The 19,674-nt window shown below is 71.1% G+C and carries 18 protein-coding genes; 8 read left to right on the plus strand and 10 right to left on the minus strand.

Translation table 11 applies throughout. The annotated features are described in order from the left end of the window. Positions 1–85: 85 nt before the first annotated feature. Complete coding sequence (locus tag OHB01_RS11990; RefSeq protein WP_142649007.1) at positions 86–1,135, plus strand: acyltransferase family protein; 1,050 nt, start codon at positions 86–88, stop codon at positions 1,133–1,135. 131 nt (positions 1,136–1,266) lie between these two features. Here OHB01_RS11990 and OHB01_RS11995 read toward each other — a convergent pair whose 3' ends face one another. Continuing rightward, positions 1,267–1,404 (minus strand): hypothetical protein, encoded by a 138-nt coding sequence (locus OHB01_RS11995; protein ID WP_168066116.1) that lies wholly within the window; start codon positions 1,402–1,404, stop codon positions 1,267–1,269. A gap of 92 nt (positions 1,405–1,496) precedes the next feature. Between OHB01_RS11995 and OHB01_RS12000 the strand changes: the two genes are divergently transcribed. From OHB01_RS12000 to OHB01_RS12010, 3 genes are all read left to right on the plus strand, one after another. After that, positions 1,497–1,973 (plus strand): M23 family metallopeptidase, encoded by a 477-nt coding sequence (locus OHB01_RS12000; RefSeq protein WP_328855346.1) that lies wholly within the window; start codon positions 1,497–1,499, stop codon positions 1,971–1,973. A gap of 134 nt (positions 1,974–2,107) precedes the next feature. Continuing rightward, positions 2,108–2,308, plus strand: coding sequence for a hypothetical protein (locus OHB01_RS12005; RefSeq protein ID WP_030507699.1), 201 nt, complete (start codon positions 2,108–2,110; stop codon positions 2,306–2,308). A 49-nt stretch (positions 2,309–2,357) separates the two neighbouring features. Further along, positions 2,358–3,866 carry an SPFH domain-containing protein gene (locus OHB01_RS12010; protein ID WP_147942888.1) on the plus strand — a complete coding sequence of 503 codons (1,509 nt, stop codon included), beginning with the start codon at positions 2,358–2,360 and terminating at the stop codon, positions 3,864–3,866. A gap of 49 nt (positions 3,867–3,915) precedes the next feature. Here OHB01_RS12010 and OHB01_RS12015 read toward each other — a convergent pair whose 3' ends face one another. Beyond that, positions 3,916–4,758 (minus strand): helix-turn-helix transcriptional regulator, encoded by an 843-nt coding sequence (locus tag OHB01_RS12015; RefSeq protein ID WP_185949003.1) that lies wholly within the window; start codon positions 4,756–4,758, stop codon positions 3,916–3,918. A 161-nt stretch (positions 4,759–4,919) separates the two neighbouring features. Between OHB01_RS12015 and OHB01_RS12020 the strand changes: the two genes are divergently transcribed. Beyond that, positions 4,920–5,951 (plus strand): aldo/keto reductase, encoded by a 1,032-nt coding sequence (locus OHB01_RS12020; protein ID WP_328855347.1) that lies wholly within the window; start codon positions 4,920–4,922, stop codon positions 5,949–5,951. 19 nt (positions 5,952–5,970) lie between these two features. Here the strand turns inward: OHB01_RS12020 and OHB01_RS12025 are convergent, their stop codons facing one another. Continuing rightward, complete coding sequence (locus OHB01_RS12025) at positions 5,971–6,129, minus strand: hypothetical protein (protein ID WP_168066120.1); 159 nt, start codon at positions 6,127–6,129, stop codon at positions 5,971–5,973. Between the two features lie 22 nt (positions 6,130–6,151). Next, a complete protein-coding gene (locus OHB01_RS12030; protein WP_328855348.1) occupies positions 6,152–6,982 on the minus strand; it encodes an AraC family transcriptional regulator in 831 nt (276 codons plus the stop codon). A gap of 76 nt (positions 6,983–7,058) precedes the next feature. On the opposite strand from OHB01_RS12030, the gene OHB01_RS12035 reads away from it, so the two are divergent. Continuing rightward, complete coding sequence (locus OHB01_RS12035) at positions 7,059–8,462, plus strand: MFS transporter (RefSeq protein WP_328855349.1); 1,404 nt, start codon at positions 7,059–7,061, stop codon at positions 8,460–8,462. Positions 8,463–8,484: 22 nt separating this feature from the next. On the opposite strand, the gene OHB01_RS12040 is transcribed toward OHB01_RS12035, so the two are convergent. From OHB01_RS12040 to wecB, 6 genes are all read right to left on the minus strand, one after another. Beyond that, positions 8,485–10,017, minus strand: a complete 1,533-nt coding sequence (locus OHB01_RS12040; protein WP_221889947.1) for an MDR family MFS transporter — start codon at positions 10,015–10,017, stop codon at positions 8,485–8,487. Positions 10,018–10,131: 114 nt separating this feature from the next. Next, complete coding sequence (locus OHB01_RS12045) at positions 10,132–10,791, minus strand: response regulator (RefSeq protein WP_142649013.1); 660 nt, start codon at positions 10,789–10,791, stop codon at positions 10,132–10,134. Further along, positions 10,779–12,032, minus strand: coding sequence for a sensor histidine kinase (locus OHB01_RS12050; RefSeq protein WP_185949004.1), 1,254 nt, complete (start codon positions 12,030–12,032; stop codon positions 10,779–10,781). The genes OHB01_RS12045 and OHB01_RS12050 overlap by 13 nt, the downstream gene beginning before the upstream one ends. 46 nt (positions 12,033–12,078) lie before the next feature. Beyond that, positions 12,079–13,056: a CPBP family intramembrane glutamic endopeptidase gene (locus OHB01_RS12055; protein WP_328855350.1), complete on the minus strand. Its 978-nt coding sequence runs from the start codon at positions 13,054–13,056 to the stop codon at positions 12,079–12,081. A gap of 168 nt (positions 13,057–13,224) precedes the next feature. After that, entirely contained in the window at positions 13,225–15,294 is a 2,070-nt protein-coding gene (locus OHB01_RS12060) for a glycosyltransferase family protein (protein ID WP_142649015.1), read from the minus strand. A gap of 110 nt (positions 15,295–15,404) precedes the next feature. Next, complete coding sequence (gene wecB, locus OHB01_RS12065) at positions 15,405–16,532, minus strand: non-hydrolyzing UDP-N-acetylglucosamine 2-epimerase (protein ID WP_142649016.1); 1,128 nt, start codon at positions 16,530–16,532, stop codon at positions 15,405–15,407. 98 nt (positions 16,533–16,630) lie between these two features. On the opposite strand from wecB, the gene OHB01_RS12070 reads away from it, so the two are divergent. Together OHB01_RS12070 and OHB01_RS12075 are read left to right on the plus strand one after the other, a co-directional pair. Beyond that, positions 16,631–18,298, plus strand: a complete 1,668-nt coding sequence (locus OHB01_RS12070; protein WP_147942892.1) for a glycosyltransferase family 4 protein — start codon at positions 16,631–16,633, stop codon at positions 18,296–18,298. Positions 18,299–18,408: 110 nt separating this feature from the next. Further along, positions 18,409–19,671, plus strand: a complete 1,263-nt coding sequence (locus OHB01_RS12075) for a nucleotide sugar dehydrogenase (protein WP_147942893.1) — start codon at positions 18,409–18,411, stop codon at positions 19,669–19,671. Positions 19,672–19,674 lie beyond the last annotated feature (3 nt).

The raw sequence follows: 19,674 nt of genomic DNA on the forward strand, positions 1-19,674 counted from the left end.
GGTGCGGACGGGCGCGGGAAGAGTTCGGGGACTGTTCGCCCGCGGTTGCGCCGGTGCTCACGGACGGTGACTAGGGTCCGGGCGCATGACCGTGATCGCCCCCGTCCGCCCGGCCGGAAGGTCCGCCGCTCGTGACCCGCTGCTGGACAACGCCAAGTTCCTGGCCATCGTGCTGGTCGTTTCCGGGCATCTCGTCGAGGACCTGCGGGACGTTCCCGCGGCGCATGCGCTCTACTTCTTCGTCTACCTCTTCCACATGCCGCTCTTCATCGTCGTCAGCGGCTATTTGTCCCGAAATTTCACGTTTTCTCCTGGTAAGGCGCGCAAGCTCATCAGCGGCCTCGCGGTGCCGTACGTCATCTTCGAGGTGGCCTATTCGCTGCCCCGCTACTTCCTGTACGGCAAGCTCGAGATCAGCCTGCTCGACCCGTACTACCTGACCTGGTTCCTGATGTCGCTGTTCCTGTGGCGGCTGTCCACGCCGGTCTGGCAGCAGTTGCGTCACCCTCTGGTGATCGCGGTCGGGCTGTGCCTGCTGTCGGGCACCAGTGCCCTGCCCGACGAGTTGTCGATGAACCGCACGTTCGGCCTGCTGCCGTTCTACGTGCTCGGCCTCATGCTCACGCCGGAGCACCTCGACCTCCTGCGCGGGCGGCGGGCGAGGATCGCGGGCGGGGCCGTCCTGGCGGCGGCGCTCGCCGCCGCGTTCGCCGTGCACAGGCTCGTGCCGACGGAGTGGATCCGCTGGCGTCACTCCAACCACCAGATCGGCGTGGACGACCTGACCGGCACGCTGATCCGGCTCGCGCTGCTCGCGGCCGGAGCCCTGCTGGTGGCGGCGTTCCTGGCGGTCGCGCCGAGCCGCCGCACCTGGTTCACCGGACTGGGCGTCGCCACGATGTACGCCTACCTGCTGCACGGGTTCGTCGTGAAGGTCGCCGAGCGCTTCCACGACGTCCTCGTCAACCCGCTCGGCGTGACCGCCATGGCGGTCTCCGGGGTGGGGCTCGCGGCCCTGCTCTGCACGTCTCCCGTACGCAGGGCCTTCCGGTGGGCGGTGGAGCCCGACATCTCCTGGGCGTTCACCCGGCTGCGCCGGCCCGGGAAGCGGGAGCCCGCCGCGCCGGCCCGATAGACGGCACCGCGGATTGTTTCGTTGGTGCGAGCCACGGCGTGGCCGGTGCGCACCAACGATCACGCTCGTACACCGGAACTCAGTCCACAGGAGGCGCACAGGAAGCAGAAAGGACGACGATGAACGCTTCGTCAGCAGCGGTGAGAGGCCTGATCCTGCTCGCCGCACTGGTCGCCGGCGTGCTCGGGGTCGCCGTTCCCGCGCAGGCGGCCACCTATCACGTGACCGGTGCGGACGCCCAGGGCCTCGCCATCCAGAGCGAGCCTCACGTCAACCATGTGATCCGCTACGTGCCCAACGGCACCGCCCTCAACGTGACCTGCCAGATCAACAACGGCGACCAGGTCGACGGACTGACCCGGTGCTGTCCCCCGGTGGCGCGGGGACGGTCAGGTACGCCGGTTGGGCGCCTTCCGGGTGGGAGAGCTGCGGGCAGTACATCGTCGTCGACCACGGCGGCGGGTGGTGGAGCGTCGTGTGCCACCTCAGCGCCGTGTACGTCAGGACCGGCCAGACGGTCACGAACAACACGATCATCGGCCTGGTCGGGTCCACCGGCACGTCCGAGGCCCACCTGCACTTCTCCCTGGTGAAGAACGCCTCCATCACCGCGGCGGGCGGCGTGTACGGCGGGGCAGAGCGCTCGTCCCCGGCACCTCTACCACCTGGGCTGCGGCGGCGGCTACTACGACTGGATCTCCCAGGGCATGCGGGTCTGCTACTGACCTCCGCATTCATCCGGCGCATTCATCCGGCGCATCCGGCCGGGCTCCGATTCGGGGCCCGGCCCCGGCCGCGTACGGAACTTCCGACGGCGCCTTCCCGTTCTGTCAAGTGATGGTGCGAAGTAGGGCGGATTGCGCAGCCGGCGGGCCCGGGAACGGAACTCGGCTCTGTCACGGCGCGGTGATACGGGGTAACCTGCGCATTCGCGGTGCAGCCAGGAGCGGTGGAAACGACGGGGTGACGCGGGTGGTCGGCAGACAGGGCAGGGTCACGGGCAGGATCGGCCCGGGCCTTGTCGGCGAGGTGATGGTGCCTATCCGCGGGGGTGTCGAGGCGTTCTACGCCTATCCGAGCATTCCGGACGAGGAGATCCCGGTGGGGTCCATCGTCGTCGTCGTGGAGTATTCACCCCCGCGCACCGTCTACGTCGCTCGCGCGGTCGTCTGACCCGCGCCCCTCCTCCACTCCCTGATCCCCCCACTACACGGAGGCTCCAATGTCACCGGAGATCCTGGTCGTGGGCGGTGTGGCCATTGTCGCCGTCATCGTCCTCATTCTCCTGTTCAAGGCCATCTGGCGGGTGGCCGAACCCAACGAGGCGCTGATCATCTCGGGCCTCGGCGCCCACACGAAGAACGAGCTGGCCGACAGCCTCGGCTTCAAGATCATAACCGGCAAGGGCACCGCCGTGCTGCCCGGCTTCCAGACCGCCCGGCGGCTGCGGCTCGACAGCCGGGCCACGAACCTGCAGGTCAACTGCGTGACCCAGCAGGGCATCCCGGTCCAGGTGCGCGGCGTGATCATCTACAAGGTGGGCGACGACTTCACCAGCATCGCGAACGCCGCCCGGCGCTTCCTCGACCAGCAGGACTCGATGAACGGCGCCATCCACGAGCTGTTCACCGGTCACCTGCGCTCGATCATCGGCAACCTGACCGTCGAGGATCTCATTCTCAACCGCGAGCGGCTCACCAGCGAGACCCGCAGCTCCGCCGCCGACGAGATGAGCAAGCTCGGCCTGGTGGTCGACTCGCTGCAGATCCAGGAGATCGAGGACGAGACCGGCTACATCACCAACCTCGGCAAGCCGCACGCCGCGAAGATCGCCGCCGCGGCGCGCATCGCCGAGGCACAGCGCGACCAGGAGGCCACCGAAGCCGAGCAGATCGCGGCCGCCAAGAAGGCCGCCGCCGTCCGCGAGTCGCAGATCCAGCAGGCCGGCTATCAGGCCGAGGTGGACCAGGCGGCGGCCAAGGCCCGGCAGGCAGGCCCGCTGTCGGAGGCGACCGCGCGGCAGGAGGTCGTCGTCCAGGAGACCAGGGCAGCGGAGCTGGAGGCCCAGCTCGCCGAGCAGCGGCTCCAGTCGCAGGTCCGCAAGCCCGCCGACGCCAAGGCGTACGAGACCGTCACGCTGTCGCAGGCGGAGCGCGACGCCCGCATCGCCCAGGCCGAGGCCGAGGCCAGGGAGACCGAGCTGCGCGCCGCGGCCCAGGCGTCCCAGGTGAAGCAGGCGGCGGCGGCGGACGCCGAGGCCGTGCGCGTGCGTGGTGAGGCCGCCGCGGCGGCGACCAAGGCGACCGGTCTCGGCGAGGCGGAGGCCGCCAAGGCGCGGGGTCTCGCCGAGGCAGAGGCGGCCAGGGCGAAGGGTCTCGCGGAGGCGGAGGCCGCCAAGGCGAAGGGCCTGGCCGAGGCCGACGCGATCAGGGCCCGTTCCGAGGCGCTGCGCGAGAACCAGGAGGCGGTCATCGCCCAGCAGCTCGCCGAGAACTGGCCGCAGATCGTGGAGGCCGCCTCCAAGGCGTTCGGCAACGTCGATCACATGGTGGTGCTCAACGGCGCGCAGGGCATCGAGGAGATGCTGGCCAAGGCGCTCACGCTGGGCGGCACCGGGCTGGGCCTGGCCCGCGCCCTGCTGTCCGGCGGCACCCCCGGCTCGGCCAAGGACGGCGCGAGCGTCAACGGCGCCGAGCCGCCCACGAAGGACGCCATCGACGCCGCCTCCTGACGGCCCACGTCCGTCCCCGTCCCGTCTCCGTTCGCCGGGACGGGGACGTTCAGCCGTGGGTCAGGTCCTGGAGGCCGACCACGCGCAGCAGCTCCAGCCGCTCGTACGACTCGCTGCCCGGGCGAGCGGTGTAGACGATCAGCCGCTGGTCGTGCTCCGGGCTCAGCAGCACCTCGCAGTCCAGCTCCATCAGCCCGACCACCGGATGCAGGAAGCGCTTGACGTCGGAGCGGCGTACGGCGACGTCGTGGGCCTCCCACAGCGCCGCGAACTCCTCGCTGCGGGCCCGGAGCCGGCGTACGAGCGCGGCCAGCCGCGCGTCGCCCGGGCGGCGGGCGGCCGTGGCGCGCAGATCCGCCACCGCCGTGCGGGCGGCGTTGTCACGGTCTTCGGGCGGGAAGAGCTCCCGCGCCGACGGGTCGGTGAAGTAACGCCAGATGATGTTGCGCTCCGCCTCGGGGCGGGCGGACGTGTCACCGTGCAGTGCCTTGTCCATCGCGTTCTGCGCGAGGACGTCGCCGCGGTCGTTCACCACCTGGGCGGGGGTGTCGACCAGCCGGTCGAGCACGAGCAGCAGGCCGGGACGGACATGCTCCGTGGCCGTACGGTCCCGCGGCGGCTCCTCGCCGGCCAGGTGGAAGAGATGGTCGCGTTCGTCGCCGGTCAGCCGCAGCGCGCGGGCGACGGCGGCGAGCATCTGGCGGGACGGGTGCGAGCCCCTGGCCTGCTCCAGCCGCGTGTAGTGGTCGGTGGACATGCCCGCGAGCTGCGCGACCTCCTCGCGGCGCAGTCCGGGCGTACGCCGCCGCGCGCCCTGCGACAGCCCCACGTCGGCGGGGGTCACCCGGGCGCGGCAGTGGCGCAGGAAGTCGGCGAGTTCGGTTCTGTCCACACCCTTCACCATGCCCCCGGAAACCGGACGTTGCCAGGGACGGCCTGTCCCCGGATAAGGGCGTCTCTCCCGCCGGCGCCCGCACCGCCGGAGGCTGGGAAACGGCTCGGCGGACCCGCGCCGGAGCCACGGACGACCCGCATCCTTCGACGAAAGAAGGCATGGTTCGCATGCACTACCGCACGCTCGGCCGCACCGGCATCAAGGTCAGCCCCTTCGGACTCGGCGCGCTGATGTTCGCCACGTCCATCGGCAACCCCGATCCCGACGACACGGTTCGCATCATCCACAAGGCGCTGGACGCGGGGATCAACCTCATCGACACCGCCGACGCCTACGGCGACTCGGAAGAGATCGTGGGCAGGGCGCTCAAGGGACGGCGGGACAACGTCGTGCTCGCGACCAAGGTCAGCCGCCCCGTCGGCGACGATCCCAACCAGCAGGGCGCCTCGCGGCGCTGGATCATGACCGCCGTCGAGAACTCGCTGCGCCGCCTGCAGACCGACCACATCGACCTCTATCAGATCCACCGGCCCGACCCTGCCACGGACATCGAGGAGACGCTCTCCGCGCTCTCGGACCTGATCCGCAGCGGGAAGGTCCGCGCGATCGGGACGTCCGGCATGCCGGCGTCCGACATCGTCGAGGCCCAGTGGGTCGCCGAGCGGCGCGGCCTGGCCCGGTTCCGCACCGAGCAGCCCGCATACTCGCTGCTCAACCGCGGCATCGAACGCGAGGTGCTGCCGGCCGCGCAGCGCTACGGAATGGGCACGCTCGTGTGGGGCCCGCTCGGGCAGGGACTGCTCACCGGACGGGTCCGCAAGGGGCGGCAGAACGAGCTGCGCCGCGCCGGCTTCGTCACGCACGTCAAGGACGAGCAGCGCATCGAGGTCGTCGAGCGGTTCATCGCGCTCGCCGAGGAGGCGGGCCTGCCGCTGACCCATCTCGCCTTGGCCTTCGTCATCGCGCATCCCGGCGTGACCAGCGCCCTCCTCGGGGTGCGCACGATGAGCCACCTCGACGACCTGCTCGCGGGCGTCGACGTCACGCTCACCGACGACATCCTCGACCGGATCGACGCGATCGTGCCGCCCGGCACCGACGTCGGCACGCTCGACCAGGCGTACGTGCCCCCGGCGCTCCAGCAGGAGAGCCTGCGCCGCCGTCCCCTCGCCGAACGCGCCGCGGCCTGAAACCTCCCGTACGACGTGGTCATTCGTCGTGAAGGTCGTCGAGATCCACCAGATGGACGTCGTCCCTGCGGCTCGCCTCCGCGAGCAGGTCGGCCGCGAAGCCGGACTCGCTGAAGACGGCGTAATGCGTGGCCGAGACGTCGATCTTGCCGATGGAGCGCATCCGCTTAGATGACATCAGCTAGATGACATCAGCCTGGTTAGATGACATCAGCCTGGTGCCGCTGCTCGGCGGGTGAGCTCACCAGGCAGGCGTTCGGTGACAACAGCCGACGGATGTGGCCGGGCGGGCGGCCGAGCTCGGCCCGCATGGTGCGGGTGAGGTGGGCCTGGTCGGCGAAGCCGAGAGCCGCGGCGAGGCCCGCCAGGTCCTGCTCTCCCTCCTCGATGCGGGCGAGGGCTCGGCCGACCCGCACCCGGTTGCGGTAGCGGCTGACCGTCATGCCGACCTGCCTGCGGAAGGTCCGGCTCAGGTGGGAGGGCGAGACCCCGAGCGCCCGGGCCAGCCGTACGAGATCGGCCGAGTCGGGGTCGTCCGCCAGGATGGCCTCTCGCGCCCGGTCCGCCAGGACTCCGCCGCGGTCCGGGCTTCGCCGGTCGGCTCGCGGGCGGATCGTCGTGACGAGCGTGTGCACCAGCCGTTCCGCGGGGTCGGCCGAGTCGTGCGCGGTGCGCAGGAGAAGCCGGTGTGCGAGCTCGGCCCGGCCGTCGATCGCCAGCGACGGATGCGGCGGCTCGTCGCCCACCACCGCGTGCCACAGCGAGGGCCGCACCCCGACGAACGTGCAGACGTCGCCGCCGGCGGGGTGCGCGAACGCGTACTCGCCGCCCGGCCACTGCGCGTAGCCCATCGTGGGATCGGCGACCATGCGGTGACCGTCGCCGCGCACCCGGAACATCCCGCGGCGCACGAGGACGATGCCGTACGACCCGCCCTCCTCGGGCGTCGACCAGGTGTGATGCCGGGCCGTGCAGGAGACCACGTGGACGGAGAAATCCGGCGTATCGATGACTGACCTCGATGTCCGCACCGGTCCACTGTACGGATCCCCGCACGGGCAAAAATGTTCAAGACCCCGGGGCCCGCGATCGCGGAGCCTGAGGGCCATGTCGAGATTGACGAGGCCACGGCCGTGGGTGGTGCTCACCGTGCTTCTGGCCGGGCAGATGATGGCGTCGATGGACGGCTCGATCGTCACGGTCGCGCTGCCGTCGATACAGCACGATCTGCGGGTCGATGACGCCGTCCTGCAACTGGTCCCGTCGGCGTACCTGCTCACGCTCGGGGTGCTCAACGTGACCGGCGCCCGTACGGGGGATCTGATCGGCCATCGGCGGGCCTTCCTCGGCGGACTGGCGGCCTTCACACTGGCGTCGCTGCTGTGCGGGCTCGCACCGGCGGCGCCGGTGCTGGTGGCGGCCCGGGTGGCCCAGGCCGTGGCGGCCGCGCTGATGGTGCCGCAGGTCTTCTCGCTGATCCAGCTTCGCTTCGACGGCTCCGCCCGCAAACGGGCCATCGGCGTCTACTCGATGGTGCTGGCCCTGGGCGTCGCCCTCGGTCAGGTGATCGGCGGCCTGGTGGTCGGGGCCGACCTGCTCGGGCTGACCTGGCGGCCGGTCTTCCTGGTCAACGTCCCGGTGGGGGCCGTGCTGATGGTCGTGGGGCTGCGCGCGCTCCCGGAGAGCGCGCCGGTGGCCCGCAGGCTCGACCTGGGCGGGGTCGCGCTGCTCACCGCGGCGATGTCGGCGGTGATCGTCCCGCTGATCTTCGGCAGGCAGTACGGCTGGCCGGAGTGGGCCTGGGCCTCGCTGCTCGCCGGCCTGCTCCTGCTGGTGGTCCTCGTGAGGTTCGAGGGCCGGGTCGTCCGCCGGGGCGGCCTGCCGCTTCTCGATCTCTCTGTCCTGCGGCCTGCGGGGGTGGGAGCCGCGCTCGCCACCTGTGTCGCGGTGATGGGCTGTTACACCGCGTTCCTGTTCGTGCTGACCCTGCATCTCCAGAACGAGCTCGGGTTCGGCCCGCTCGCCGCCGGGCTCGCCTTCGTGCCGTACGCGATCGGGTTCGCCACGCTGAGCCTGACCTGGGCCCGGCTGCCCGAGGGGGCGCAGTCGGTCCTTCCGGTCGCCGGGCCGGCCGTCTTCGCCGCGGGCGCCCTGACAGTGGCCGCGCTGCCCGGTGACGAGTGGCCCCCGGCGCTCATGATCCCGGTGTTGTTCCTGGCCGGCGCGGGGCACGCGGCCGGTTACAGCCCGCTGGTGGCACGGGTGGCCGCCATCGTGGGCCCGGAGCGCGCATCGGCGTTGTCGGCGTTGAACTCGACCGGGCCCGTGCTGGCCGGCGTCAGCGCCGTCGCCGGGCTCGGCAGCCTCTATCTCAGCACCGGCCTCGGCTTCGCCTTGGTGGCCGTCGCCGCGCTGCTCGCGGCCGGGGCGTTGAGCGCCGCCGCCGCGCGTGCGACGTGGCGGAGCGGCTCCCATGCCCCCGAACGCGCGGCGCGGACACCGGGCGGCTGATCGGCCGCGGCGGGCCGTCCCGTCAGTCGAACGACAACTCGGTCGTACGGCGGGGCATGAGCAGCAGCGCGGCGACGCTGAGCACGGCCACGACGACGAGCGCGATGAAGATGTGGTGGACCGCGTCGTACAACGCGCCCCGGACGAAGGTCGCGGCGGCGGAGTGGGCCGCCGCGCCCTGGGCCTTCAGCACCAGGCTCGTGGCGTCGAGGCTGTCCGGCAGGTGTCCCGCGACGTCGGCGGGCGGGTGGGCGAAGCGGTCCGACAGCGTCGAGTTGGCGATGGCGCCGAGCACGGCGGCCCCGACCGTGCTGCCGAGCGAGCGGCAGAACATGTTGGTGGCGGTGACCACGCCGCGGCGTTCCCAGCCGACGACCGACTGCACGGCGACCATCGTGGGGCTGGCCGACAGGCCGAGGCCGACGCCGACGACGAAGCAGGCGGCCGCGACCTGCCAGATCATGGCGTTCTGGCCGAGCAGCGCGCACAGCACGGAGCCGGCCACCACCACGACGATGCCGATCAGCGCGGTGTCGCGGAACCCGATGCGCATGTAGAAGCGGCCGGAGAACGTCGCCGCGAGGGGCCAGCCGACGGTGAGCGCGGCGAGGGCGAAGCCCGCCACCAGCGCGCCGGTGCCCAGCACGCCCTGCGCGTACGTCGGGACGTACGAGGTGAGCCCGATCGTGAGGGCGCCGATGCCGAGGGAGGTCAGGTTGCCGCCGGTCAGCGTGCGGCGGCGGAACACCCACAGGGGCAGCACCGGCTCGGCCGCGCGGCGCTCCACGAGCACGAAGGCGGCGATCAGGAGGAGGCCCGCCGCGAAGATCAGCAGACTGGGCGCCGAGTCCCAGTCCCAGGAGACGCCGCCCTCCAGCAGGCCGAGGATGAGCAGGGAGGAGCCGCCGGTGAGCAGCACGGCGCCGGTGTAGTCGATCCGGTGGGAGCCCCGCTTCACCTGCTCCTTGAAGCGCCGGGCGAGCATCCAGGTGGCCAGGGCGCCGAGCGGCAGGTTGATGAAGAAGATCCAGCGCCAGGAGACGTACTCGGAGAAGACGCCGCCGAGCGTCGGGCCGACCACCGCCGAGATGCCCCACACGCTGGCGAGGTAGCCCTGGACGCGGGCCCGCTCCTCGACCGTGTAGAGGTCGCCCGCCATCGTCATGCTGATGGGCTGCACCGCCCCGGCGCCGATGCCCTGGATCGCGCGGAACGCGATCAGCGCGGGCATGCTCCAGGCCACCCCGCACAGCACCGACCCGAGCAGGAACGCCCCGATGCCGAAGAACATCACCGGCTTGCGCCCGAACACGTCGGCGAGCTTGCCGTAGATGGGCACGGTCACGGCCTGGGTGAGCAGGTAGATCGAGAACAGCCAGGGGAACTGGGAGAACCCGCCGAGGTCGGTGACGACGGACGGCACCGCGGTGGCGATGATCGTGCTGTCCAGCGCCACCAGAGCGGTGCAGAGCATGATGGCGGCGAGCACGGGACCGCGCTCCGACCGTAGCCCGATGCCTTTCGATGCCGTCGTCGTGGTCGACTTCGTGGTCACGTGGTGGCTCCCCTGTCCCTTCGCGCACGTACACGGGACCCTTCCGCTTGAGAGCGGAAGAGTCCCGAAACAGGGCAACTATCGCAAACCGCCCGGCATTCCTCGTTGGCACCCTCAGCCGCGGCGCTGGGTGTCCTCCAGGTAGCGCAGGACGGCCGTGACCCTCCGGTCCGCGCGGTCGGTGGGCGCCAGGTCGAGCTTCGCGAAGATGTTGCGGATGTGCTTGTGCACGGCGCCTTCGCTGATGAACAGCCGCTCGGAGATGGCGGTGTTGCCCAGCCCCTCGGCCATCAGGGCGAGCACGTCGCGCTCGCGGGCGGTCAGCCGTTCCAGCCCGCTGTCGGAGCGGGTGCGCGTGAGCAACTGGGCGACGACCTCGGGGTCGATGGCCGTGCCTCCGGCGGCGACCCGGTGCAGGGCGTCGAGGAACTCGCCGACCCGGCCGACCCGCTCCTTGAGCAGATAGCCGAGCCGGTCGGTCCCCCCGGCGAGCAGCTCGGTGGCGAACGCCTGCTCGACATACGCGGACAGCACGAGCACCGCCAGACCGGGCAGCCGGCGCCTGGCCTCCACGGCCGCGGCGATCCCCTCGGTGGTGTGGGTCGGCGGCATCCGGACGTCGACGATGGCCACGTCGGGCCGGTGGGCGTCGACGGCCGCCAGGAAGGCGTCCGGGGAGTCGGTCGTCGCCACCACGTCCAGGGACTCCGCGCGCAGCAGCAGCGCGACCCCCTCACGCAGCAGCGGGTCGTCTTCGGCTATCACGATCCGCACGGCAACTCCACGTCGATGGTGGTCGGCCCACCGGGTGGGCTGGTCAGGGTGAGACGGCCGTCGTGGGCCTCGATCCGGCTGCGCATGCCGGTGAGCCCGGAGCCCTGGCGTTCGTCCGCGCCGCCGACGCCGTCGTCCTCGATCCGCAGGCGCAGCCGGCCGCCCTCACGCCGTACGGTCACGGTGGCGTGCCGGGCCCGGCTGTGCCTGGAGATGTTGGTGAGCGCCTCGGCGCTCACGAAGTAGGCGGTCGCCTCGATGGAGGCGGCGCACCTGCCGGGCGCGTCGACGTCGACCCGGCAGGGCACCCCGCAGTTGGCCGCGAGCCCGGCGAGCGCGTCGGCGAGCCCCCGGTCGGCCAGCACGGGCGGCAGGATGCCGCGCACGACCGTACGGAGCTCGGCCAGCGCCTGCTCGGCGGTCTCCTGCGCGCGTTCGAGCATGTCCTCCGCGCCCGGCCGGTTCTGCGACAGCGCGCGGCGGGCCGCGCCGAGCAGCACGGTGACGGCGACCAGCCGGTTCTGCGTCCCGTCGTGCAGGGAGCGTTCGATCCGCCGCAGCTCGGCGGCGTGGGCGTCCAGCGCCGCCGCGCGGGTGGCCGACAGCTCCGCGACGCGCAGGGAGAGGTCCATGTCCGCGGTGGGCGCCAGGAGCCGGCGTCCCGGCCACGCCTGCAACCGGGCCATTCCGCTCCCGAGCGCCAGGAAGCCGACGGCAAGCCCCACGCCGAGGAGCGCGACCGCCCAGGCGTCGGCGTCGTCGCGCACGTCCCAGAACACCAGCGTCGGGGCGGGGTCCTCCGCGGGCAGCGTCCGCCACCACAGCGGATAGGTGACGTCCTGCACGGCGTCCACCACCAGGGTCAGCGCCGCCAGGCCGAGGAACAGGCCCAGCGTGGCGTGCACGAGGAGCCAGCCCAGCTCCCGCCGCACCGCCCGGTCGGCGAAGGCCGCGCGCACACCGGCCGGCGCGGGCCCCAGGGCGACGATCTCCGGCCCCCACCGGGACAGCCGGCCGCGCTCCCGCTCGGCGACGGACCGTACGACCCGTGGCACGGTGGGCGCGAGGAGCAGGCCCACACCGATCACGCAGGTGAGCGCGACCACGACGAGCCACAGCAGAGCGGCGAACGCCAGCAGCGCGGTGCCGAGACCGCCGACGAGGTGTTCGAAGGCGTCGAAGAGGCCGCGGGCGTACGCGGCGACGCCCCTGGCCGGTTTCCGCTGACGCGCCGCCATCATGCACCCCCTCGGGCTGACGAGCTTAGGGTCTTCGCGCGGTGGCCGTTCACCGCTGCGCGGCGAGTCCCGGTGTGAGCTCCGGTGTGAGCTCCGGTGTGAGTTCCGCCGTGCGCTCCGGCGCGGGCTCCTCGGCGGGACGGTAGCCGAGGCGTCCGCGGGTCGCGATGAGCACCAGGACCGCCGCCGTGGTGCCCGCGAGCAGGGTGACGTGGCTCGCGTGCTCGGGGGTGCCGAGCGACGGGAACATGTCCGAGTAGACGATCGACATGAAGTTGTTGACGCTGACGTGCAGCACCATGATCAGCGGCAGGCTCTGGCCGGTGCGGTTGAACACCCAGGTGACGACCACGCTGAAGACGGTGGCGAAGGCGACGAACTCGCCGATCCTCGTCCAGGTGACGTCCGGCCAGCCGCCCCACTCGCTCAGGAACAGCGGCAGGTGCCAGACGCCCCACAGCGGGCCCAGGATGGCGGTGGCGCCCAGCGGGCCGAACCTCCGCTGCATGCGGGGCAGGGCGAAGTCGCGCCAGCCGGGCTCCTCGGCGAGACCGGTGGTGACCATCTGGAGCAGCAGGCCGGGCACGTACGCGACCAGCGCGGCGACGGGCGGCATGTGGATGTTCTCGCCGGAGAGCGCGAGACCGGTGACGATGATGAGGGCGGGCACACCGAGGGCGGTCCCGAGGTACCAGAGCCGGCCGACCCGCCACTTGGTCATCCGGCCGACCCACCGGCGGACGCCCTCCCTGCCGTCCGCGACCCTCGTCACGACGTACGCGGCGAAGATGGGGCCGAGATAGGCGCCGGGGAGAACGCCGGCGAACTGGGTGGTGCCGAGCACGGCGGGGAAGTCGAAGTCCCAGACCCCCAGGCCGTTGTTCGAGAGCACGTAGGGTGACCAGGCCACCCAGCTCATGAGGTTGGCCAGGGTGAAGAAGGCGACCAGCGGGTGGCGGCGGATGAAGCCCTTGATCCCGGTCTCGTTCGTGTGGTGCCCGGCCCGCGGCCGGCTGTCGAGTGCCATTTCACGTCTCCTGTGGGAGTGCCGACTGACAGTGATCAGCACACCAGCCGGAGGCCCTCCCGGTCGCTCCCGCATGCTGCCCAATGGAGGTACAGCCAGGGGTACCAAGCGAAGACCGCCCAGAGCCGCGACAGGCCCTGAGCGGTCTCCTCCCACAGGAACGCCGGGTCAGATGAGGACGTGCGCCTCGGGGTTGCCGGCGAAGCAGAACTGCGCGTTGCGGGTCAGCTTGTAGTCGGCCGCCTGCCAGGTGTGGGCGGTGGCGTCCGAGCCGCGCATGTAGATGAAGTTGTATCGGTCGGCCGAGTAGATCCGGACGCCCTCCGCCTTGCAGCGCCGTACGAGACGGGTGTCCTCGCCCGCGTTGACCGGTTCGAACGGGAACGCCCGCAGCAGGTCGGACTTGGCCAGGATCGTAGCCCCCTGGATGAGGTGAGCGTAGCGGTGTTCCAGCCCCGGCAGGCGGAAGATCGTGACGTCCTGGTCGGGGAAGTAGGTGTAGTGCGCGCCCTTGCCGACCATCTCGGCGTCGGCGTAGTCGAACGCGCGCACCAGGTCGGACAGGTAGTGCTCGCCGTAGATGTTGTCGTCGTCCATCTTGGAGATCAGCTCGCCCTCGGCGTGGGCGATGCCGTGGTTGAGCACCTCGCCCAGCGTCCAGGACGGGTCGGCGGTCAGCACCTTCACGGCCGGGATGCCCGCCGCGAGGGCCTTGTCGCGCACGACCGCCGGGTCCTCCGACAGGCCGTGCATGACCAGCACGAGCTCCAGGTTGCGGTGCCGCTGCCGCGCCACCTGGCTGATCGCGTGTTCGAGCTGACCGGCCCGGTTGGTCGGCAGCACCACGGAGATCGACCGCGAGCGCGAGACGACCGGCAGGCCGAGGTCGGTGAGGATCTGGTCGACGCGGTGGGAGAACAGGTGCTTGTCGAACACCTCGCGCATCGCCAGGTGGCCCTGGCGCGCCCGCAGCTCGGGGCTGTTGATCAGGTAGATCGCCCGGTTGTACGCCTCCTCCTGGGAGTGCGCGACCGGGATGAGCGGGCCGAACGTCTCCTCGATGGCCCGCGACCACCCCGACAGCACGGTGGTCGAGCAGGCCGACAGCTCGAAGACCCGGCGCGCGCACATGGTGGGCGAGTCGATCACCGAGTTCACGTTCAGGAAGACCTTGTACATCTTGTACGCGGCCAGCATCTGCTCGTACGGCAGCTCGCCCACGATGTGGGGGCGATACTCCTCCGGCCAGGCGTACTTGTCGGCCACGGAGGCGTTCCTGGCGTAGATGTGCAGGCCGAGCGGGCGCACCGGCGCGAGGATCGTCTCCATCTGCTCGCGCCGCTCGGGGTGCTTGTCGCGGAAGTACATCCCCGCGAAGACCACGTCGTACGGCCGGCCCTGCTTGGTCTGGATCGGGTTGTGGATCCGGGGCTGGGCGGCGAACTGCAGCACACCGACACGGTCATGACCCAGCATCTCGCGATATTTCGGGATCATGTCGCCGTCGCACGTGTACACGTAGTCGAACAGCTTGGCCGTCTCGATGAAGAAGTCGAAGTTGGGCGGGTCCTCCTTGTTCCAGAAGACCGTGGGGATGCCCTCCTCGCGGCACCAGGCGATCAGGTCGCGCAGCTCCTGCTTGGGCGCGTTGGTCCCGGTCATCTGGTAGCGCCAGCGGCCCTGGTTGCCGTGCCAGGCCGACTCGCAGAACAGCATCTCGGGCCGCTTCTCGGCGAAGATCTCCCGCCAGTCCTGCAGCCCGAACTCGATCTGGTCCCACTCGTACTTGAACGCCATGCGGGAGAAGTCGTCGAGGATGACCGCGACGCGCAGGTCGGGCCGTACGACCGGGCCGTCGGGCCACTTGAGGCCGGGGATCTTGACCTCGGGGCCGCGCTTCTCGGCCTCGGCGGCGACCTCGATCGCGGACGGCGGCGCCTGCGGCGGCTTCTTGCCGTCCTTCATCGCCTTGCTGAGATCACGCGGCAGCCGGACGATCTTCTTGGGCTTCGCCGCGTTCGTCAGCACCTGCGCGACCCGGTAGGGCTTCTGGGTCTGGGTGGCCTGCAGCCGCCAGAGGGCGTAGTCGGCGCGGGCCTCCTGGTAGGCGAGCCGGTTCTCCAGGTCGCGGATCCGCTGCTCGTACTGCTCGATGTGCTTGCGCTCCTCGGGCAGCCAGTTCACCGGCCCCAGTCGCTGGAAACGGGGCTCTTCAGGAGTCTCTTCGGTCTCAGCCATACCTCTCCCCCTTACGGACAAGCCATCGTAAAGGGCCACAGAGACCTTTGTGCCGATATAGGGGATTCAAACGAGCGAGGTCTTCCCCCCGTCCTGAACCGTCCTGAGAACTAACGCAGGATGCCCTTGGCGGCGGGGGAGAGGTTGTCGCCACGCAGCCAGGCCTCGATGACGCGGGCGATCCGCGGCCCGGCGGCGCCGTCCCACAGCGGCGGCAGGTCGCCGCTCGGCGTGGCCGCGCCGTCCGCGAGCGCCTTGGACGCCGCGGCGGGCAGCGAGGCGGGCGTGACGAGCCGGTTCGTGCCGTGGGTCACGGTGATCGGCCGCTCGGTGTTGGGCCGGACGGTCAGGCAGGGGACGCCCAGCATGGTCGTCTCCTCCTGCACGCCGCCGGAGTCGGTCACCACCAGGGCGGCCCCGCGCACCAGGGACAGGAAGTCCACGTAGCCGAGCGGGTCGACGATCTTCAGGTTCGGCCGGTTGACGAGACCGGCGTCCGCCAGCCGCTGCCGGCCGCGGGGGTGCAGCGGCACGACGACCTGCACCTGCTCGGCCACGCCGAGCACGGCCTCGACCAGCTCGCGGGCCGCCTCGGGGTCGTCCACGTTGGCCGGTCGGTGCAGCGTGGCCACCGCGTAGTCGCCCTCGATCCCCAGCCGCTCCCGCACCGGCGCCGGGTCGAGCTTGGGCAGCGCGGCGAACAGGCTGTCGATCATCGGATTGCCGACGAGGTGCACCTTCGCCGGGTCCACGCCCTCGTTGGCCAGGTGCGACAGCGCCTCGGGCGAGGTGGCGAACAGCAGGTCCGACAGCGCGTCGGTGACGACCCGGTTGACCTCCTCCGGCATCTCCCGGTCGAAGGAGCGCAGGCCCGCCTCGACGTGCGCGGTCGGCACGTGCAGCTTGGCGCAGACGAGGATCGCCGCGAGCGTCGAGTTCACGTCGCCGTACACCACCACGAGCGCCGGGCGGTGTTCGAGCACGACGTCCTCAAGCCCGGTGAGCAGGGCGGCCGTCTGCCGGGCGTGGGTGCCGCTGCCGACGCCGAGGTTGGCGATCGGCTCGGGCAGCCCCAGGTCGGCGAAGAACACGTCCGACATCAGCGCGTCGTAGTGCTGGCCGGTGTGGATGATGCCCTGCCGGACCCCGAGTTCGGCCAGCCCCCTGACGACCGGGGCCGCCTTGACGAAGTTCGGCCGGGCGCCCAGTACGTGCAGGACGAGGGGGTTGTCTCTCATCTGCCTCGCCTTTCGTCTCTGGTCGTGCTCACAAGCCGTGCCCTGCCGCGCGTTTTCGCACTCCCTGGCACAAACGTTGCCTATGGTACGGTCGCGCCGTGGAAACCGAGGCCAACAAGCCCGCAAAGGCCGTGTCCGCCGCGTCCGCGAAGGCCGGCCTCGGCGGCTTCCTCCGGGGGTTCGCGAGGAACCCTGTCCTCGTCTCCCGGATCTTCGTCAGCAAGGTCAAGTCCGACCCGATGCGGGTAGCCCAGGCCGCCGCCGACGCGATCCCTCCCGGCATGCGCCCGGTCGTCGGACGCGTCGCCTGGCCCGCCGCCCGGTTCGTCAAGGTCAGGACCCGCAAGATCCTGCAGCGCGCGGCCAAGGGCCCGCTGCGGGACGCCAAGGCCCACTTCGACGCCGGCCGGCTCACCGAGGCGGTCCAGGTGCTCAAGCCGCAGTCCCGGTGGCCGTTCGTCCGCCGCAGGATGGCCTACTACGAGGGGGAGAAGGCCGCGCTCGGCCCGAACCCGATCCCGCCCAAGCCGAAGATCATCATGGGTGAGCGGGTGACCGGCCGGGTGCTGCACATGGTCACCAACGCCCTGCCGTACACGCAGGCGGGCTACACCGTGCGCACCCACCGCATCGTCACCGCCCAGAAGGCGGCGGGGCTCGACCCCCACGTCGTGACGAGCTGGGGCTGGCCCATGCTCCAGGGCCACACCGACGCCGAGCCGTACGAGGAGATCGACGGCATCCCCTACTACCGGCTCCTGCCCAAGGGCGAGGTGCCGTTCGAGAGCCAGGGCCGGATGATCCGCGGCGCCGCGGACGTCTCCGAGCTGGTCAGGACCCTCCGCCCGCAGGTGCTGCACGCGGCGACCGACCACCGCAACGGCTCCGTCGCGCTCGCCGTGCGCGAGCGGACGAACACGCCCTTCGTGTACGAGGTGCGCGGCTTCCTGGAGGAGACCTGGGTCTCCCGCGACCCGGCGAGGGTCGGCAGCGAGCGGCACAGGCTGCAGCGTGAGCGTGAGGCGCAGATCATGCGCGAGGCCGACGCGGTCGTGACGCTCGCCGAGACGATGGCCGCCGAGATCGTGGAGCGCGGCGTGCCCAGGGAGCGCATTTTCCTCGCGCCCAACGCCGTGGACGACGCCCTGCTGACGGCCGACTACGACGGCGAGGCGTTCCGCGACCGGTTCGGGATCGGGCGCGACGAGATCGTCGTGGGCTCGGTGTCGAGCATCGTCGCCTATGAGGGCTTCGCCACACTTCTGAGCGCCGCCGCGCTGCTGCGCGAGGCCGGGACGCCGGTGAAGGTCCTGCTGGTCGGGGACGGCGCCGAGCGGCCCGCGCTGCTCGAACAGGTCGAGAAGCTGCGCCTGACGGACGCGATCCTGCCCGGCCGGGTGGGCCCGGACGAGGCGCTGCAGGCGCAGGCGGCCATCGACATCTTCGTCTGCCCGCGCGAGGACCTGCGGGTGTGCCGTCTCGTCACCCCGCTGAAGCCGGTCGAGGCGATGGCGCTCGGCAAGCCGGTCGTGCTGAGCGACCTGCCCGCGCTGTCGGAGCTCGTCGGCGGTGAGGGCGCCGGCCTGCTGGTGCCGCCCGGCGATCCCGCCGCGCTGGCCAAGGCGCTCGCCGCGCTGCGCGACGATCCGGAGCGCCGGAGGATCATGGGCGAGGCGGGCAAGGCCGAGGTCGCCGCGCACCGGACCTGGAGCAGCCTGGCCCGCACGTACCAAGGGATCTACCAGTCCTTGACCGAAAACCGATAAACAGCAGAAAGTCGGATGTGTTGCATCAGGCATGCTTGGTTCCGAGTTGAGATAACCTTTGCCACCATGAAGTGTTGTTTCCGCCCCCAGGTTCCCCCCAAGGCCTCGTCGTGACAGCCTTCGATCTCACGATCATCGGGCTGGGATACGTGGGCATGCCGCTGGCCAAGGAGGCCACGGCGGCGGGCCTGCGGGTGGCTGGTCTGGACGTCGACCCCCGTAAGGTCGAGGCCCTGAACGCCGGCCGCTCCTACATCGACGACCTGACCGACGCCGACCTCGACGCGATGCTCGCCGCCGGCTTCACGGCCACGCTGGACGCATCGGTGCTGTCGAAGTCGCGCACCATCGTCATCTGCGTCCCGACGCCGCTGGACGAGGACCACCGTCCGGACCTGTCGGCCGTGGAGGGCGCCACCAAGGCCGTCGCCGAGCACCTCCAGGAGGGCACGCTCGTCGTGCTGGAGTCCACCACGTGGCCCGGCACCACCGACGAGCTGGCGCGGCCGATCCTGGAGCAGTCAGGTCTGGTGGCGGGCAAGGACTTCTACCTGGCGTTCTCGCCGGAGCGGATCGACCCGGGCAACGCCAAGTTCGGCCTGCGCAACACTCCCAAGGTCGTCGGCGGCTACACCGCAGCCTGCAAGGAGCGGGCCGCCGCCTTCTACTCGCAGTTCGTCGAGCGGGTCGTGCCGGTCAGCGGCACCCGCGAGGCGGAGATGGCCAAGCTGCTCGAGAACACCTACCGGCACGTCAACATCGCCCTCGTCAACGAGATGGCGATCTTCTGCGACGAGCTCGGCGTCAACCTGTGGGAGGCCATCGAGGCCGCCTCCACCAAGCCGTTCGGTTTCCAGAAGTTCCTGCCGGGCCCCGGCGTCGGCGGGCACTGCATCCCCGTCGATCCGTCGTACCTGTCGTACACGGTGCGCAAGCTCGGCTATCCCTTCCGGTTCGTCGAACTGGCCCAGGAGATCAACGAGCGGATGCCGTCGTACGTGGTGGCCCGCGTGCAGCGGCTGCTCAACCGGGCACGCAAGCCCGTGAACGGCTCGCGCGTGCTGCTCCTCGGCGTGACGTACAAGCCGGACATCGCCGACGAGCGGGAGACACCGGCCATCCCCGTGGCCGAGGCGCTCCTCGAACTGGGCGCCGAGCTGGCGTTCTGCGATCCGTACGTGAAGGAGTGGTCGGTCGAGGGCAGGCGGATCCCCCGCGAGGAGGACCTGGCCGAGGCCGTGGCCGCCGCCGACGTGGTGGTCCTGCTCCAGCAGCACTCGGCCTTCGACCTCGACATCGTGGAGGAGCGAGCCCCTCTCGTCCTGGACACTCGCGGCGTGCTGGCCACGAGCGAACGCGTCGAGCGGTTGTAGGAA

Source organism: Microbispora hainanensis, assembly GCF_036186745.1.
In the GTDB taxonomy this organism is placed as follows: Bacteria; Actinomycetota; Actinomycetes; order Streptosporangiales; family Streptosporangiaceae; genus Microbispora.

What these genes read in the sequence shown, in the direction of transcription:
- OHB01_RS11990 (WP_142649007.1), top strand. Translation starts at nt 86, where the DNA reads ATGACCGTGATCGCCCCCGTCCGCCCGGCCGGAAGGTCCGCCGCTCGT.
- OHB01_RS12010 (WP_147942888.1), top strand. Translation starts at nt 2,358, where the DNA reads ATGTCACCGGAGATCCTGGTCGTGGGCGGTGTGGCCATTGTCGCCGTC.
- OHB01_RS12020 (WP_328855347.1), top strand. Translation starts at nt 4,920, where the DNA reads ATGGTTCGCATGCACTACCGCACGCTCGGCCGCACCGGCATCAAGGTC.
- OHB01_RS12025 (WP_168066120.1), bottom strand. Translation starts at nt 6,129, where the DNA reads ATGTCATCTAAGCGGATGCGCTCCATCGGCAAGATCGACGTCTCGGCC.
- OHB01_RS12035 (WP_328855349.1), top strand. Translation starts at nt 7,059, where the DNA reads ATGTCGAGATTGACGAGGCCACGGCCGTGGGTGGTGCTCACCGTGCTT.
- OHB01_RS12050 (WP_185949004.1), bottom strand. Translation starts at nt 12,032, where the DNA reads ATGATGGCGGCGCGTCAGCGGAAACCGGCCAGGGGCGTCGCCGCGTAC.
- OHB01_RS12055 (WP_328855350.1), bottom strand. Translation starts at nt 13,056, where the DNA reads ATGGCACTCGACAGCCGGCCGCGGGCCGGGCACCACACGAACGAGACC.
- OHB01_RS12060 (WP_142649015.1), bottom strand. Translation starts at nt 15,294, where the DNA reads ATGGCTGAGACCGAAGAGACTCCTGAAGAGCCCCGTTTCCAGCGACTG.
- wecB (WP_142649016.1), bottom strand. Translation starts at nt 16,532, where the DNA reads ATGAGAGACAACCCCCTCGTCCTGCACGTACTGGGCGCCCGGCCGAAC.